The sequence below is a fragment of the Clostridium moniliforme genome (assembly GCF_017873235.1).
GTDB lineage: Bacteria > Bacillota > Clostridia > Clostridiales > Clostridiaceae > Clostridium > Clostridium moniliforme.
On record NZ_JAGGJZ010000002.1, the window covers coordinates 287,299 to 303,648 of the forward strand.

General features: G+C 26.0%; 13 protein-coding genes, 1 pseudogene and 1 other annotated feature. Of the genes and pseudogenes, 13 read left to right on the plus strand and 1 reads right to left on the minus strand.

Translation table 11 applies throughout. The features are described 5' to 3' along the window. Positions 1 to 47: 47 nt before the first annotated feature. The 5 genes and pseudogenes from J2Z53_RS04705 (at position 48) to J2Z53_RS04725 (ending at position 5,595) form a co-directional block, all read left to right on the plus strand. A complete protein-coding gene (locus J2Z53_RS04705) occupies positions 48 to 1,361 on the plus strand; it encodes a sodium-dependent transporter (protein ID WP_209796082.1) in 1,314 nt (437 codons plus the stop codon). Positions 1,362 to 1,425: 64 nt separating this feature from the next. Then, positions 1,426 to 1,695: a binding site (T-box leader), on the plus strand. 56 nt (positions 1,696 to 1,751) lie between these two features. Further along, on the plus strand, positions 1,752 to 2,234 hold the full coding sequence (locus J2Z53_RS04710) for an Lrp/AsnC family transcriptional regulator (RefSeq protein ID WP_209796083.1): 483 nt from the start codon (positions 1,752 to 1,754) through the stop codon (positions 2,232 to 2,234). Then, complete coding sequence (locus tag J2Z53_RS04715; RefSeq protein ID WP_209796084.1) at positions 2,231 to 3,400, plus strand: aminotransferase class I/II-fold pyridoxal phosphate-dependent enzyme; 1,170 nt, start codon at positions 2,231 to 2,233, stop codon at positions 3,398 to 3,400. The genes J2Z53_RS04710 and J2Z53_RS04715 overlap by 4 nt, the downstream gene beginning before the upstream one ends. A gap of 20 nt (positions 3,401 to 3,420) precedes the next feature. Then, positions 3,421 to 4,799 (plus strand): annotated as a pseudogene (locus tag J2Z53_RS04720) (MATE family efflux transporter). A gap of 85 nt (positions 4,800 to 4,884) precedes the next feature. Beyond that, positions 4,885 to 5,595 (plus strand): phosphatase, encoded by a 711-nt coding sequence (locus tag J2Z53_RS04725; RefSeq protein ID WP_209796085.1) that lies wholly within the window; start codon positions 4,885 to 4,887, stop codon positions 5,593 to 5,595. A gap of 89 nt (positions 5,596 to 5,684) precedes the next feature. Here the strand turns inward: J2Z53_RS04725 and J2Z53_RS04730 are convergent, their stop codons facing one another. Beyond that, positions 5,685 to 6,425, minus strand: coding sequence for a helix-turn-helix domain-containing protein (locus J2Z53_RS04730; protein ID WP_209796086.1), 741 nt, complete (start codon positions 6,423 to 6,425; stop codon positions 5,685 to 5,687). A gap of 193 nt (positions 6,426 to 6,618) precedes the next feature. Between J2Z53_RS04730 and J2Z53_RS04735 the strand changes: the two genes are divergently transcribed. The 8 genes from J2Z53_RS04735 to J2Z53_RS04770 all read left to right on the plus strand — a co-directional run bounded on the left by J2Z53_RS04735 (position 6,619) and on the right by J2Z53_RS04770 (position 16,350). Next, positions 6,619 to 7,989 (plus strand): NEAT domain-containing protein, encoded by a 1,371-nt coding sequence (locus J2Z53_RS04735; protein WP_209796087.1) that lies wholly within the window; start codon positions 6,619 to 6,621, stop codon positions 7,987 to 7,989. A gap of 22 nt (positions 7,990 to 8,011) precedes the next feature. Continuing rightward, on the plus strand, positions 8,012 to 8,830 hold the full coding sequence (locus J2Z53_RS04740; RefSeq protein ID WP_209796088.1) for an NEAT domain-containing protein: 819 nt from the start codon (positions 8,012 to 8,014) through the stop codon (positions 8,828 to 8,830). A gap of 26 nt (positions 8,831 to 8,856) precedes the next feature. Continuing rightward, positions 8,857 to 9,744: a heme ABC transporter substrate-binding protein IsdE gene (gene isdE / locus J2Z53_RS04745; RefSeq protein ID WP_209796089.1), complete on the plus strand. Its 888-nt coding sequence runs from the start codon at positions 8,857 to 8,859 to the stop codon at positions 9,742 to 9,744. Then, complete coding sequence (locus J2Z53_RS04750) at positions 9,713 to 10,735, plus strand: FecCD family ABC transporter permease (RefSeq protein WP_234925773.1); 1,023 nt, start codon at positions 9,713 to 9,715, stop codon at positions 10,733 to 10,735. The genes isdE and J2Z53_RS04750 overlap by 32 nt, the downstream gene beginning before the upstream one ends. Position 10,736: 1 nt before the next feature. Further along, the gene (locus J2Z53_RS04755) at positions 10,737 to 11,519 is read left to right on the plus strand and encodes an ABC transporter ATP-binding protein (RefSeq protein ID WP_209796090.1); all 783 of its coding nucleotides are present in this window, start codon (positions 10,737 to 10,739) and stop codon (positions 11,517 to 11,519) included. 21 nt (positions 11,520 to 11,540) lie between these two features. Continuing rightward, positions 11,541 to 14,087: a leucine-rich repeat domain-containing protein gene (locus J2Z53_RS04760; RefSeq protein WP_209796091.1), complete on the plus strand. Its 2,547-nt coding sequence runs from the start codon at positions 11,541 to 11,543 to the stop codon at positions 14,085 to 14,087. Positions 14,088 to 14,363: 276 nt separating this feature from the next. Next, positions 14,364 to 15,056 (plus strand): hypothetical protein, encoded by a 693-nt coding sequence (locus tag J2Z53_RS04765; RefSeq protein WP_209796092.1) that lies wholly within the window; start codon positions 14,364 to 14,366, stop codon positions 15,054 to 15,056. A gap of 226 nt (positions 15,057 to 15,282) precedes the next feature. Continuing rightward, entirely contained in the window at positions 15,283 to 16,350 is a 1,068-nt protein-coding gene (locus tag J2Z53_RS04770) for an AEC family transporter (RefSeq protein WP_234925774.1), read from the plus strand.

The following is a 16,350-nucleotide window of genomic DNA, read 5'->3' on the forward strand; positions in this document are numbered from 1 at the left end:
CACATAGAATAATCTATGTGGCATTTTTGTATTTTGGGGGGATTAGAATGAGTAAAAGAGAAAATTTTAAAAGTAGTAGAGGATTTATTTTATCCTGTGTAGGTGCAGCAATAGGTTTAGGTAACATATGGATGTTTCCTTATAGGATGGGCAGCAATGGTGGAGCAGTATTTTTAATACCATACCTTTTCTTTGTATTAGTACTTGGAACAACAGGGCTTATAACTGAATTTTCTTTTGGGAGAATGTTTGGAAGAGGAAATTTAGAAAGTACAAAAATAGCTTTTAAGAAAAGAGGATTAGTTGGAGGAAAATTAATTGGTATTATACCTGTACTTGGTTTATTTGGAATTTTTATGTTTTACAATGTAGTAGTAGGATGGATATTAAAATATTTCTTTATTAGTGCATCAGGAGAATTCAAAAATGTTGATTTACCTAAATATTTTGAAGGCTTTGCTGGAAGTCCTGAAACAATTATATGGAATGGTTTAGCTGTTTTTATAACATTACTAATTGTTTGTTTTGGAGTTGTAAAAGGAATAGAAAAAATAAATAAAATAATTATGCCTATGATGTTTGTCATACTTTTATTGCTTTCAATAAGATCATTAACATTACCAGGAGCAATAGAAGGAGTAAAATTTTTATTAGTACCAAAATGGGAATATTTATTAAGATTAGAAACTTGGGTAAATGCATTAGGACAAGCATTCTTTACAGTTTCTTTAACTGGGTGCTGTCTAGTTGTTTATGGAAGTTATACTCCGAAAAGTTTTAATATACCAAGAACTGCTATTTATACAGCAATTTTTGATACACTTGCAGCATTACTTTCTGGTTTTGTAATAATGCCAGCAGTATTTGCTTGTGGACTTGATCCATTAGCAGGTCCACCACTTTTATTTATTACAGTACCAACAATTTTCACTAAAATACCAGGGGGACAAATATTAGCTGCATTTTTCTTTTTTAGTGTATTCTTAGCTGCAATAAGTTCTTCAATAGCAATGCTTGAAGGTCCTTGCGAAGCTTTAATGTCTCAAATAAAAATAAATAGAAAAAAGGCAGTAATTTTAGTTGCTTTAATTGGATTTTTATTGTCAATTCCATTAGATTTAAATATGGTAACTTTTAATAATTTTACAAACTTTATTACTATAATACTGTCTCCAATAGGAGCTTTATTAACTATGATAGTATTTTATTATGTGTTAAATAAAGATGAGGTTTTAATAGAAATAAATAGAGGTTCTTATAAAAAATTAGAAAATAAATTTTATTATTTTGCAAAATATGGATTTATTTTAATAACTATTATAATTATTATTTTAGGAATTATTCTAGGAGGAATAGGATAAATTTAATAAAAAACTATTGAAATTATAAAAATATAGTCATATAATATATAAAAAAAATAAATGTTAAAAAATTATGAAGAGGAATAGTACGTTAGAAGAATACTTTAAGAGAGCTAAAGATTTTGCTGTAACTTTAGTAAGTTATTCCTAACTGAAGCAGCCTTGGAATTGCCTATTGAGAAATAAGTATTTAAATATACTTAATTAAGTAGAGCCGTAACCTCCCGTTAACGAGGAAAGAATATGTTTGTATTCTTACTAAGTGAGTATTTATAGTGATATAGTTACTTATTAGGGTGGTACCGCGAAATTGTTAATAATCTTCGTCCCTTTCTGGGATGGAGATTTTTTTTATTATTTAATTAAATTAAGGTTATGGGAGGATGAAAAATGGAAGAGATTCTAGAGGTTTTAGAAAAAAATAGTAGATATAGTGATGAAGAAATAGCTATAATGACTGGCAAAACAGTTGAAGAAGTTAGAGATGCTATAAGAGACTATGAAGAAAAAAATATAATTGCAGGATATACTACTTTAATTAATTGGGAAAATACAGGTAAAGAAACAGTTACAGCTTTAATAGAAGTTAAAATAACTCCTCAAAGAGGTCAAGGCTTTGATAAAGTTGCTGAAAGAATATATAAATTTAAAAATGTTAATGCATGTTATTTAATGAGTTCAGGAGGTTTTGATTTAACAGTAATTGTTGAAGGAAAAACTATGAAGGAAGTTGCAATGTTTGTATCAGAAAAACTTGCTGTACAAGAATATGTTCAAGGAACTGCAACACATTTTGTTCTTAAAAAATATAAAGACCATGGAACAATATTTAAGGATAAGAAGATAGAAGATAGGGAGGCTATATTTATATGATAATGGAAAATATGATTTTAGATAATGTAAAAAATATGCCCCCTTCAGGCATAAGAAAATATTTTGATATGATAAATGAAATGGAAGATGTTATATCTTTAGGGGTTGGAGAGCCAGATTTTGTAACACCTTGGAATGTAGTAGAGGCTGGAATTTACTCTTTAGAAAAGGGGCATACTCATTATTCTTCAAATGCTGGATTTATTGAACTTAGAGAAGAAATTTCAAATTATATGAAGAGAAAAATAGGAGTTTCATATAGAGCAAAAGATGAAATTTTAGTAACTGTTGGTGGAAGTGAAGGAATAGATTTAGCCCTTAGAGCTTTAGTAGGTCCTGGAGATGAAGTTATAATACCAGAACCAAGCTTTGTAGCTTATAAAGGATGCACTGCTTTTACTGGAGCAACATCAAAGGTAATTAATTTAAAAGCAGAGGATGATTTTAAACTTAAACCAGAAATGCTTGAAAATGCAATTACAGAAAAAACTAAAGTTGTAATACTACCTTTTCCTAATAATCCAACAGGAGCAATAATGACAAGGGAAGAACTTTCAAAAATAGTTGATGTATTAAAGGATAAGGATATAGTTATTCTATCTGATGAAATATATTCAGAATTATCTTATGATAAAGAGCATGTATCAATAGCAGAATTTGAAGAGGTTAAAGACAAAACCCTTATAATAAATGGATTTTCTAAAGCTTATGCAATGACAGGGTGGAGACTTGGATATGCTTGTGGAAATAAAGTTTTAATAGATGCTATGAAAAAAATTCATCAATATGGAATTATGTGCTCACCAACTACAGCTCAATATGCTGCAATTGAAGCACTTAAACATGGAGATGATAGTGTTAAAGAAATGGCAAATGATTATAATAGAAGAAGAAGAGTTTTAGTTAATGGCTTTAGAAAAATGGGTTTAGATTGTTTTGAACCTTTAGGAGCACTTTATGTTTTTCCATGTATTAAAAAAACAGGTATGACTTCAGATGAATTTTGTGAAAAACTTTTAATGGAAGAGAAAGTTTTAGTAGTTCCAGGAAATGCTTTTGGAGATTGTGGGGAAGGTTTTATAAGAGCATGTTATGCTTCATCTATGGAAGATTTAATGGAGGCTGTAAAGAGAATAACAAAATTTGTTTATAAATATAAAAAATAATTATAAAGGGATGAGAATTTATGGGGAATGTGGTTAAAGATTTAGGAGAGGGAAATGTAAAAAAATTATTATTTAGGTTAGCTTTTCCATCAATTATGGCTCAGATTGTAAATGTTCTATACAATATTGTTGATAGAATATTTATTGGTAGAATTCCAAATGGAGAAATCGCTATGGCAGGAGTTGGAGTAGCCTTTCCAATTATAATGATTATTTCAGCTTTTAGTGCATTAATTGGTGCTGGTGGTGCTCCTCTGCAGCTATAAAAATGGGAGAATCAAATAATGAAGAAGCTGAAAAAATAATGGGTAATAGTTTTGGAGCTTTAATAATTATTGGAGTTTTAATGACTGTAGGATTTTTAATTTTTAAAGAACCTATACTTTGGGCTTTTGGAGCTAGCAGGGCTACAATAGGATATGCTAATGAATATTTAGGATTTTACTTAATAGGAACAATATTTGTTCAAATTGCTTTAGGAATGAATCCATTTATAAATACTCAAGGTTTTGCTAAGACTGGTATGGTAACAGTTATGGTTGGAGCAGTAATAAATATAATATTAGATCCAATATTTATATTTGGATTTAATATGGGAGTTAAAGGAGCAGCTCTTGCAACAGTTTTTGGTCAATTTATTTCTGTATTATGGGTTTTGAAATTTTTATTTGGAAAAACAAGTGTTTTAAAAATAAAAAAACAATATATAATTCCTGAATTAAAAATATTATTGAGAGTTATGGCCCTTGGAGTATCTCCATTTATTATGCAAGCTACAGAAAGTTTAGTAATAATTATAATGAATAATCAGCTTTCAAAATTTGGTGGAGACCTTGCAATTGGAGCAATGACTATAATGAGCAGTATAATGCAAATAGTATTATTACCATTACTTGGACTTTCACAAGGAGCACAACCTATTATGAGTTATAATTATGGAGCAGAAAAGTTAGATAGGGTTAAAAATGCATTTAAAATTTTAATAAAAAGCTGTTTATTTTATGTAGGTATTATGTGGATTTTACTTTTAACAGTACCACAATTTTTTGTAATGATATTTAATAATAATGAAGATCTTATAAAGATAACATCATGGAGTATAAAAATATATTTTGCAGGAATTTTAATGTTTGGAATTCAAGTTGCATGTCAACAAACATTTTTAGCTCTTGGACAAGCAAAGATATCATTATTTTTAGCTCTTCTTAGAAAAATAATATTACTTATACCATTAGCACTTATATTACCAATGATTGTTGAAGATAAGTTAAAGGGAGTATTACTTTCAGAGCCATTTGCAGATGTTTTAGCAGCAACTATTACTGGAATCTTTTTTATAAGATTTTATAAAAAAGATTTATCTGTAAATGATAAAAATAAAACTTTAGAGAAAAGTTAATTAAATAAAAACTTAAAACTCTTTTTTATTGAAAATATCTTTTGTGGTAAAATATATTTACACAGAAGCATAGGAGGAATTTTAAGTGAGAGAGTTAATAGATTTGCATACTCATACTATTTCAAGTGGGCATGCATATAGCACAGTAAAGGAAAATATAGATAGTGCAAGTTTAAAAAAATTAAAATATTTAGGTATTTCAGATCATGGACCAAAGATGCCAGGAAGTCCACATATATTTCATTTTCATAATTTAAAAGTTATACCAAAGGAAATAAGTGGAGTTAGAGTATTGCGTGGTGCTGAGGTTAATATTTTAGATTTTGAAGGAAATTTAGATTTATCTGAATATGATTTAAATAAATTAGATTATGCAATAGCAAGCCTTCATATTCCTTGCATAAATCCAGGTAATAGGGAAGAAAATACTATGGCTGTAATAAATGCAATGAATAATAATAAAGTTAAAATAATTGGGCATTTAGATGATGCAAGATATCCTGTACATTATGAAATGGTAATTAAAAAAGCTAAGGAAAAGGGGATTTTATTAGAACTTAATAATTCATCATTAAAGCCTAATGGAGCAAGAGTTGGTGCTTTGAAAAATGATATTGAAATGTTAAATGTATGTAGAAAAATGAAGGCAAAAATTATTTTTGGAAGTGATTCTCATATATGTTATGATATTGGTAAGTTTGATAACTGTATAAAGCTAGTAAAAGAATTAGATTTTCCAGAGGAATTAATAGTTAACTATAATGAAGAAGATATAAAGAAAATATTTAATATATAGGCAAAATAATAGACTTTAATAAAGTTTTATAGCTTTATTTAAGTCTTATTATTTTGCCTTTTTTGTATGTAGTTTATATTAATTAAATTTTATACAATATGTAATGATCTATTTCTATAATATACAGGAGTTATTGTAGTAAATTTTTTAAACATAGTACTATAGTAACTTTGATTTGTATAGCCTACCATTAAAGCAATATCTAATATAGATAAGTCTGTATTTGAAAGAAGTTCTTTACTTTTTTCAATCCGAAAATAATTCAAATAATTAGTAAATGTATAATTAGTTTCTTTCTTAAAGATGTTACAAAAATAACTCTTATTTATATTAAATTTATTACAAATAGAATCTATTGTTATTGGATTTTGATAATTTTCATTTATATAACTTAAAGCTCTTCTTACATATGGAGAATAGTTTTTTGTAGTAGTTACTTTAACGGTTTCTTTAAATATCAAATTTAGCAATTCATATATATATTTTATACAAGTTAAATTTTTAGTTGATATTTTACATTTACAAGAACTTTCTTTAAATGTAAATGGGCCTAATAAAAAACATATAGATTTGTCATTATGTTTAAAATAAGGTGTTACTACAAATTTTATTTCTTTAGGATAATCTAAAAATGTAATATCATTAGCATTTTTTAAAGAATCAAAATTTAAGTTTTTTAATTTTTTTAGTATATCAATTTCTTTAAGAATATCTTCTAATTCACTAGTATATCCACATTTGCAAAGAGTATTAAGATTTTCATCTAATACGCATATAGGTAAATAACAGCAACTATAAAAATCATTTATTAGAGAATTTATAAAAATCATAGAAACTCCTTTCAATAAAATTTTAAAATTTATTAAAAAATAAAATATAGTTAAAAAAAACTATATATAGATAAAAACTAAAAATAAATAATGTGGTAACATAAAAACATAAATGATTATCATTATCAATAATATTATTGACTATTATTTCTAATATGTCAAATAAGAAAAAAAGATAGGGGGATTTATTTTTATGATAAAGAGAAAAGCAAGTATGTTAATTGCAGTTGCATTAGTTACATCAGTATTTATAGGTGGTGGAACAGGAGTACGTGCATTTGCTTCAGAATTAAATCATAACAAGGAGATAGTAGAGCAACTTAGGGGTGGTATTTATGAAGTTGAAAATAAAACATCTTACATAACTCCAGGAAATGAAACTGGGGAAAGTATGGCTAGAAGAGCTTTAGAAAAAACTACAAAGTTAACAATAAAAAATGGAAAAACATATATGAAATTAAATTTCAATAAAGCATTATATTCTTTTATGCAAAATATCAAGGTGAGCATTGATGGAAAAGATATAAAAATAAAAGAAAATAAAGATGATAAAAGTATAGAGTTTGAAGTTCCATCACCAGAATCTAAAATTCATATAGGAATGTTTATAACTGCAATGGGAAGAGATGTTGAAATGTTTGTAGTTAATGATATGAGTACCTTAAAAACAATAAATGAAATGCCAATAATAAATGCAAAAGACATAACTGTTTCAAAGGGAGATAAGATAGATTTATTATCTAATGCAACAGCGTTAGATAAGGAAGATGGAAAGATTAAAGTTAAAGTTTTAGGTGATACAAGCTTTATAAAAAATGGAGTAGCAGTAAAGAGTGGAACATACAAAGTTAAATATAAAGCAGAAGATAAAGGTGGACTTGTTTCAACTAAAGATATAAAGGTTACTGTAAAGGATAAATCAGAAACTAATAAAGATAATACTGAAAATAAAAAGCAAAAGGATGGAGATTACTTAATACAAAATGATGTTAAATACATAGGAAACGGAAATGCTGAAATAGGAAATAGTATGGCGAGAAGAGTTTTAAAGAAAACTAGTGGAGTTAACATAAACAATGGGAAAATTTATACAACCTTAGAATTTGATAAAGTTCAATATGAATTTTTAAAGAATATAAAAATAAATGTAAACGGAAAAAATGTAAACTTTACTGAAAATAATAGAAAAATTAAATTTGAGGTTCCTAGTTTAGATTCAAAAATTGTTGTATCAGCTTTTGTAACAGCTATGAATAAAGATGTTAGTTTCCAAACAATATTAAAAGAAGATACATTGAAAAAAGTAAATTTATCAGAAGGTTCTACAAATAAGCCAGAAGAAAATAAGGACAACACTTCAAAAAATGAAAATAAACAAAATAACAAAACAGAAAATAAATCATCTTCAACTAAAGCAGATAATGGTAATGGTAATAAAATAAATAGCAATAAAGAAATGAGTAATAAACTACCTGATACTGGAATGAATTTTGCAGGAAGTGTTTTGGCTGGATTAGGAGCTCTAGGAGTAGGTGCATTATCTATTATTTCAAAGAGAAAATAAAAATATAAAAGGAGAATTTTTTGTGAAGAATATAAAACATTTAATTGTAGGATTTTTAGTATTTATATTTTCCTTTATAGGAGGAATTAGCGGCTTTACTGTTGCTAATGCAGCTAATAAAAATATATCCTCTGGAATTTATGAATGTGAAAATAATGTAAAACATGATTCAGAGGTTGGAATGTCCATGGCAAGAACTTATACAAATAAAAAAATGAAGGTAGAAGTTTATAAAGACAAAGTAGATTTTACTATAGGATTTTCAGGAGCTGAATATATGAAAAACTTTAGAATTCTTATAAATGGGAAAGAGGTTCCTATAAAGAGTATGAAAAAAGATAAAAAGAATAATACAGTAACATTAAAAGTTCAAGGACCTGATATAAATTCTAAAATTGAAACTAAAATCTATGTTGAACCTATGGGAAGGGATGTTAGATTTGGAGTTGTTCCTAATTTGAAAACAATGAAACTAATAAAAAAAATAGATGAACCGAAGTCAAAGAATAATAAAAAGGATTCAAAGGAAGAAAAAAAAGAATTAAGTGATAATAAAAAGCAAGACAATGAAAGAAATAAAAATAAGACTAAGGAAGAAAAAAAGAAATCTGAAAATAAAGCAGATAAGAATGAAAAGAAGAAATCTGAAAATAAATCAGATAATGATGAAAATAATGAAGAAAAAAAGGTAGAAAATAGTATGGATAAAAAGGAAGCAGCAAAAAGTGAAGATCCAAAAGCTAATGAATCAAATAACAAAGTTAAATATGGAGCTGTTTTTGGAGGCATTATAGTTGCTGGAATTATAGGGGGAATATTTATAAGGAAATTAAAAAAATAACATTTAAAGGTTAAGGGGAATAATTTATGAAAATAAAAAGATATTTTTTATTATCTTTAGTAGCAATAATGACCTGTGCTTTTGTAGGTTGTTCAGGTGACGCTGAGGATAGTAAAGGAAAAGATAAGGATAATGGTGAAAATGTAGTAGCAACATCTGTTGCTGTAACTCAAATACTAGATAAGCTAGGGGTAAAGTTAAAGGGAGTTCCAACTACTAGTTATAAATTACCAGAAAGTACAAAAGATGCTGTTAAAGTTGGTAATCCAATGAATCCAGATTTAGAAATAATAAAATCATTAAATCCTAGTGTTGTTGTATCTGTTGATACATTAGGAGAGGATTATAAAAATATTTTTAAGGACAATAATATCCCCAGTGAATTTGTAACTTTAACTAGTTTAGATGGATTAAAAAATAGCATAATTAAGCTAAGTGATAAATTTTCTAAAAAAGCTGAAGGTGAAAAGATATTAAAGGATTTAGAAAATAAAGAAAAAGAAATGAAAAAATTAAGTGATGGTAAAAGTAAAAAGAAGGTAATGATAGTATTTTCAGCACCAGGAAGTATGATGGTTGCAAGTCCAAAGTCCTATGTAGGTGACTTAGTAAAAATTTCAGGTGGAGAAAATGTAGTTAAGGAAGATAAGTTACCATTTTATACTTATAACAATGAAGAAATTACAAAACTTAAACCAGATTTAGTGTTAGTTATGACTCATGGAAATCCAGAAGAGGCTAAAAACTTAGCAAAAGAAAAATTTAAAAATGATCCAACATGGAAAAATATAAAGGCTACAAAAAATGGAAAAGTTACTTATTTAGATAGTGAATATTTTGGAATGAGTGCAAATTTAAATGTAATGGAAGCATTAAATACTCTTGGCAAAATATTATATGGAGAGAACAAATAAAATGAGATTAGTTAAAAATAGAACAAAACTTATATATATTTCAATAGCCATAATACTTTTAGTTTTATCTGTATTAATATCTTTAAAAATTGGAAGTATAAAGATTAGTTATAAAGAACTTATTTTTGGATTATTTTCTGATAATCCAAGTGGAAATGTTGAAATAATTAAGGATCTTAGAATGCCAAGAGTTTTTGTAGCTGTATTAGTTGGAGCAAATTTAGCTATATCAGGTGTACTTTTACAATCAGTAATAAAAAATCCGCTAGCAGATCCATATATAACAGGAATTTCTTCAGGTGCATCATTAGTTGTAGTTTCAGTAATAGTTTTTGCACCAAAATTAATTAAACTTGGACCTATATTTGGTCTTTTAGGAGGAGCAATTTCCTGCTTAATTGTATATGGAATGGCTTATAAAAATGGATTATCACCAATTAGAATTGTTTTAGCTGGAGCTGCTGTAAATGCATTACTTGGAGGATTAACTGTAATTGTAACATTATGTGCAGGACCTGGGGCTTCTAGTATGCAAATGTGGCTTGCAGGAAGTTTAGCCAAAATATCTTGGCTAGATTTTAAAATATTAATTGGATATTCAGTTGTTGGGATAATAGTTTCTATACTTTTAAGTAAGTCTTGTAACGTTATAGTATTAGGAAATAAAAATGCAAGTAGCTTAGGATATAATTCAACCTTTCAAATTATACTTATAACAATTGTAGCAGTTTTTTTAGCTGGAATATCAACTGCTATAGCAGGAATAATATCTTTTGTAGGACTTGTAGTACCACATATTTGTAGAATTATTATAGGCTCAGATCATAAATATTTAATTCCATTTAGTGGAGTTTTAGGTTCAGTATTATTACTTTTAGCTGATACTTTAGGGCGAAGTATAATTAAACCTTATGAAATACCAGTTGGAATAGTAATGGCTGTAATTGGAGCTCCATTTTTCCTATATCTTCTAAAAAGGAGTGATATTTAAAATGATGAGAGCTAATAACATAAGTTTTTGCTACGAAGGTAATAAAGAAATACTTAAAAATATAAGTCTACAAATAAAAAAAGGAGAAATTACTACAATAATAGGTCCAAATGGAAGTGGTAAATCAACTTTACTAAGTGTACTTTGTAATTTGAATAAACCAAAATGTGGAGAAATTTTTTTAGAAGATAAAAATATTAGTAATTTAAATAATAAAGAAATTGCAAGAAAGATAGCTACAGTTTATCAACATAATTCTGTACCAAATGATATTACAGTAGAAAAACTTGTTAGTTATGGAAGATTGCCACATAAGGGATATTTTGAAGGTTTAAATGAAGAAGATTTTAAAATTATAAATTGGGCAATTTTAAAATCAGGGCTTTTAGAAAAAAAAGAAAATATGGTTATGAGTTTATCAGGGGGTGAAAGGCAAAGAACTTTTATTGCAATGGCTTTAGCTCAAAAGCCTAAAATATTATTTTTAGATGAACCTACAACTTATTTAGATATATTTCATCAAATCGAAATATTAGAAACTATTAAAGAATTAAATAAGAAGAATAAGTTAACAGTAGTAATGGTTTTACATGATATAAATCAAGCAATAAAATACAGCCACAATGTAGTGGTAATGAAAGAAGGAAAAATAATAAGAAGTGGAAAAACAGAAGAAATAATAGATGAAGATTTAATAAAATCTGTTTATAAAGTTCAAGGAATTTTAAACAAAAATAAAGAAACAAATGAGATTTATTTTATGCCAAAAGGCTTATATAAATAAGAAAAACAAGGGGGATTATAAATGTTAAAGAAAACAATAGCAATGGCATTAGTTGTGTCAGCAGTAAGTGGGAATTTATTAAGTGTAAGCACTTATGCAGCACCTATGAATAAGAATAATACAGAGGTAAATAATATTGAGTTAAGTAATTCACCAAAAATTATGGAAACTGAATTAAAAGATGCATATGGAACAGTAGAATATAGAATAAATTATGATACAGCTACAGAGGCTTCAGATAAAGCTATGAAAGATTATATGAAAAATATAAAAGAAGTAGTTATAAATGGCAGATCAATTAAAGAAGGGGATAAAGAATTTAATGATATTGGAACTCATTATTATGGAGTAAGTATAGAATCTAAATTATTAACAAAAGAAGAAAATGAAATAATTATAAAATCTAAAGGTTATAAAGATGTCCTTTTAAAAATTAAAAAAAGTGGAGAACTTGTTAGTGAAAAAGCTTTAGAAACTAAAGTAGAAAAAGAAAAACCAAAGGAAGAAGCTCCTGTAAAACCATCAGAAAATAATAATGGTGGAGAAAATTTAAATAAAGAAAGTAATCTTACAATTAATGATAAATTAGAAAATGGAGAATATACATTAGGATTTAGAGCATATAAGGAAAATGACAAAACAGAAACCTCTATGCTTCAAGGAGCTTTTGATAAGAATATAAAACTTACAGTTAAAGATGGTAAATATAAATTAAGCTTTTTAAATATTGCATTATCAAATTTTTTATATGATTTTACAATTGGAATAAATAATAAATATACAAAAAATGTTATGAAACCATATGGAGAATTAGATAATGAAGGAAACCCAACTAAAAAACTTTTTGAACTTGAAATAGATAATTTAAATCCACATAAAGCAGGGGTATTAGTTAGTGCAATGGGTGGACAATCTACTGATATAGGTAATTTTGATAAATATACAAAATTAGATTTAGTCTTTAACAAGGAAATTAAAAAAGGTTGGGAAGGTTTTGATGAGGATAGAATTAAAATAGATGATGAAAAGAATTTTAATGATGCATTACGTAGTTTAGGATTAGATACAAATTATGATGGTATAGTTACAAATGAAGAATTAAGTAAAGCTAAAGGTGAAATTGATTTATCAGGTAAAAAAATTAGAGATATTTCAAGACTATCTAATTTAGGAAGTGAAGTAACAGAGTTATATTTAAATGGAAATAAAATAAAAGAAATTCCAAAAGGAGTATTTGATAAGTTAACAAATTTAAAGGTACTATACTTAGATGGAAATAGAATAGATATTTTACCTAATGGAGTATTTAAAAATTTAAAAAATATTGAAGAAATTGTATTATCTAGCAATAAACTAAAGGAAATCCAAGAGGATACTTTTAGTGGATTGGATAAATTAAATTCTATAGGAATAACAAATAACGGAATCAAAAAACTTCCAGATAATATATTTAAAAATCTAAATTCATTAAAAGGATTATATTTATATGAAAATAATTTAAAAGAATTACCAAAGAGCATAGTAGATTTAAAGGAATTAAAATATTTAAGTGTACAAAAGAATGAATTAGAAAAACTTCCAGAAGGATTTGAAAACTTAAAAAACATAAAAGAGTTAGATTTATCAGGAAATTACATAAAAGAAATACCAAGTAAAGTTTATGATTCACTTAAAAATTTAGAAAGCGTAAGATTAACAGACAATGAACTTAAAGAAATACCAAGTAACATAATTGAAACTCACCCTAATTTAAGAGTGTTAGAAATTGCTTTAAACAAAATAGATAAATTTCCAAATGTACCAAGTGACTGGAACAAAACTTTGGAAAAGGATCCACAAAAAACTATATCAAATTTAGAGGTAACAGCAAAGGATAATATTATAACTTGGAAAGAAGATTTATCAATGTTAGATCTTTTAGCTTGGTATAGAGGACCTATTAATGAAAAAATAACTAATATTTCTGAATACAAAGAATTTTTAAAAGGAAAAAGTGTTGAGGACTTTTTAAATGGAAAAAATTATGATTGGACTATAAAGACAGAATTACAAAAGAAAGATAAAAATGGAAACTTTGTAACTTTAATGACTACTTCAGTTGATGATAAATCAGATGAAAATGGTAAGTATGAAGATAAAACTATGAAAAATGGTGATGAGTATAGGGTAGTTAAAACATTATATACAAGATCAGTTATGGATAAAAGTATTGCATTTAGAGATAGATCAAATGCTATAGCATTAAAGAAAGAAGAACCAAAGAAGGACTTAGAAAAAGATAATAATCTTAATGTTAAACCTAATGAGAATAATAAAATAGATTCTAATGGAAATAACAATAAAGAAAAAAATAAAGACCAAAATGCTAAAGAAGAAAAATTAAATAATAATGAAGTAAATAATAAGAAAGATTTAGAAACTAATAAATTAGAAGCAAAGGAAAGTAATAGTTTAATAGAAAATTCTAATAATCAATTACCTAAAACAGGTTTTGAAGGTATAGGATTGTCTTTAGGAGCTGGCCTTGCAACTATTGGTGGAGTGTTATTAAGAAAGAAAAGAAAGTAAATAAAATAAAAAAATAAAAATAAATAAAATGCCTTGATTAATAAATATGTACAAGTATTTCTTTACTTGTACATATTTTATTTTAGATTAAATAAAACCAAATATTTTTAGTGTCGTTTTAATATAGTGCAATTATTAAGATAGAGATTTGATTAAATAAAACTAAATATTTTTAGTGTAATTATAAGGTGATTTATAGTATTAATTGCCTTAAATTAAGTGTTAAAAAAACTAATTTATGGTAAAATACTCTTATTAAATAAAAAGGGGCTAGCTATGAATGATATAAAAATATTATATAATCTTAAAGGTAAACTTAATATAAGAAAATATATTAATAAAAATAATAAGTGTGAAAAAAAGATAATATTAAAAGACAGTATAATATGTTTTTATAATTTAATTAAAATTAATTTTCATAAATATAATTTAGAAATAATAGATATATCAAATACTAATGAAAATTTTATAGAGAGAATTTTTAATAAGGAGATAGGGGAAAAAGATAATTTAATTATAATTTCTAATAATTTTGGAGATAAAATTATAAATAGTTTAATTAGTAAAAAGAATAAATGTATAGATGTATTCATAGATAAAGAACTAATAAATAGAATTGATGATTTGGAACAAAATATATTATTAAGTGAAATATTAAAATTTTTTATTGATTCGTTAAATAAACCTTCTATAAATTTTAAAGGAATGATTTATTTATCTTTAAAAAATCCTATTAAAGATTGTGGAGTGGGGGTATATAAAATTTTAAGTGAATTAAAAACATTGTATTCGCAAAAGGAAGTAGTAATTAATATTTTTAGTGGAAGAAAATTATACCTTGACGATATCTCGTATATAACAGATCCTATATTAGAATATACAAATGCTAAAGCAAAATTTAAAATTAAAAATATAGTTTTAAAAGAATTAGAAGAAAATTTTATAGTAAATATATTAGGAGTTCAATAGAACTCTTTTTTATTTTAAAAAATATATTGATGATAAATTAACGAGAAAATTAATTATTTAATTTAATTAAGTGCAAAATATATGCTTGTTAACTTAATTAACTTAAATAATTCTTTAGAAAATTAAATATAATTGTTGTTTAATTGTTAATGTTATAACATAAGTGTGAAATTAATAACAAAAATAAATTTTAAATTTGAATAGAAATAAAAGGAGGAATTTATTAATGGACATCTTAAGCATTTTAGGAAAAACATTAACGGATAACGCAATTATCGGAGCAATTTTTTCATCAATAGCAATTATTTTCTTAGGATTTTATTTAAGAAAGAAAAACATAATAAATGATGGAGCATCAAAAATATTAACAAAGGTAGTTCTATCAGTAGCAATCCCTGCTCTTGCATTAAAATCATTCCTTGTAGATATAAACAAGAAGAGCATGCAAGAAGGAATTAATATTTTAATATGGGGATTTGTAATTTACATATTACTTATAATTATTACTAAATTAATTTACTCAAAATATAAAGGTGATAAACAAGACGCATTAAGAGTATTAACAGTATTTGGTTCAACAACATTTTTTGGAACACCAATAGTACAAGCTGTTTATGGACCAATAGGAGTTATGTACTCATCAATATTTAACATAGCTTATAGAGTATTCCTTTATTCATATGGATATATTAAAATGTCTGGAGTAAAAATGGACAAGAACAATATGAAGAAAAATTTAAAGACTATGTTCTTAAATCCAGTTATTATTGCAACATTTTTAGGATTATTTATTTGGTTATTCCAAGAGTCACTACCACAAGTTGCAGTAGCTACAAAGGCAGGAGTTAAAAACTATGCATTCTTAAGAATTGACCAAACATTACCATGGCTTTATAAACCATTAACTTATTTAAGTGCATTATGTTCACCACTTGCTTGGCTTGCAATAGGAGCTAAACTTGCAACTATTCCATTTAAAGAAGCAATGGCTTCAAAGGACTCATGGTTATACAGCATTCAAAAGGTAATAATAGTACCATTAATAAATATTGTATTACTATATATATTAAATGTAACAGGAATATTACCAGTTTCATATGTAGGACTAGCTACTATAGTAATTATGATGGCAGCACCAACTGCTACAGTTGCAGCAGCATATGCTATAAGCTTTGATAAAGAATCACTTCTTTCATCAAATTGTTCATTATTATCAACAATAGTTGCAGTATTTGCAATGCCATGTTGGATTGTTGTATTAGAAGTAATTAAAAACTTAGGATTATTTGTTTAA

Coding starts and splice junctions, on each gene's coding strand:
- J2Z53_RS04705 (WP_209796082.1), top strand. CDS start 48: ATGAGTAAAAGAGAAAATTTTAAAAGTAGTAGAGGATTTATTTTATCC.
- J2Z53_RS04710 (WP_209796083.1), top strand. CDS start 1,752: ATGGAAGAGATTCTAGAGGTTTTAGAAAAAAATAGTAGATATAGTGAT.
- J2Z53_RS04715 (WP_209796084.1), top strand. CDS start 2,231: ATGATAATGGAAAATATGATTTTAGATAATGTAAAAAATATGCCCCCT.
- J2Z53_RS04730 (WP_209796086.1), bottom strand. CDS start 6,425: ATGATTTTTATAAATTCTCTAATAAATGATTTTTATAGTTGCTGTTAT.
- J2Z53_RS04735 (WP_209796087.1), top strand. CDS start 6,619: ATGATAAAGAGAAAAGCAAGTATGTTAATTGCAGTTGCATTAGTTACA.
- isdE (WP_209796089.1), top strand. CDS start 8,857: ATGAAAATAAAAAGATATTTTTTATTATCTTTAGTAGCAATAATGACC.
- J2Z53_RS04755 (WP_209796090.1), top strand. CDS start 10,737: ATGATGAGAGCTAATAACATAAGTTTTTGCTACGAAGGTAATAAAGAA.
- J2Z53_RS04760 (WP_209796091.1), top strand. CDS start 11,541: ATGTTAAAGAAAACAATAGCAATGGCATTAGTTGTGTCAGCAGTAAGT.
- J2Z53_RS04765 (WP_209796092.1), top strand. CDS start 14,364: ATGAATGATATAAAAATATTATATAATCTTAAAGGTAAACTTAATATA.
- J2Z53_RS04770 (WP_234925774.1), top strand. CDS start 15,283: ATGGACATCTTAAGCATTTTAGGAAAAACATTAACGGATAACGCAATT.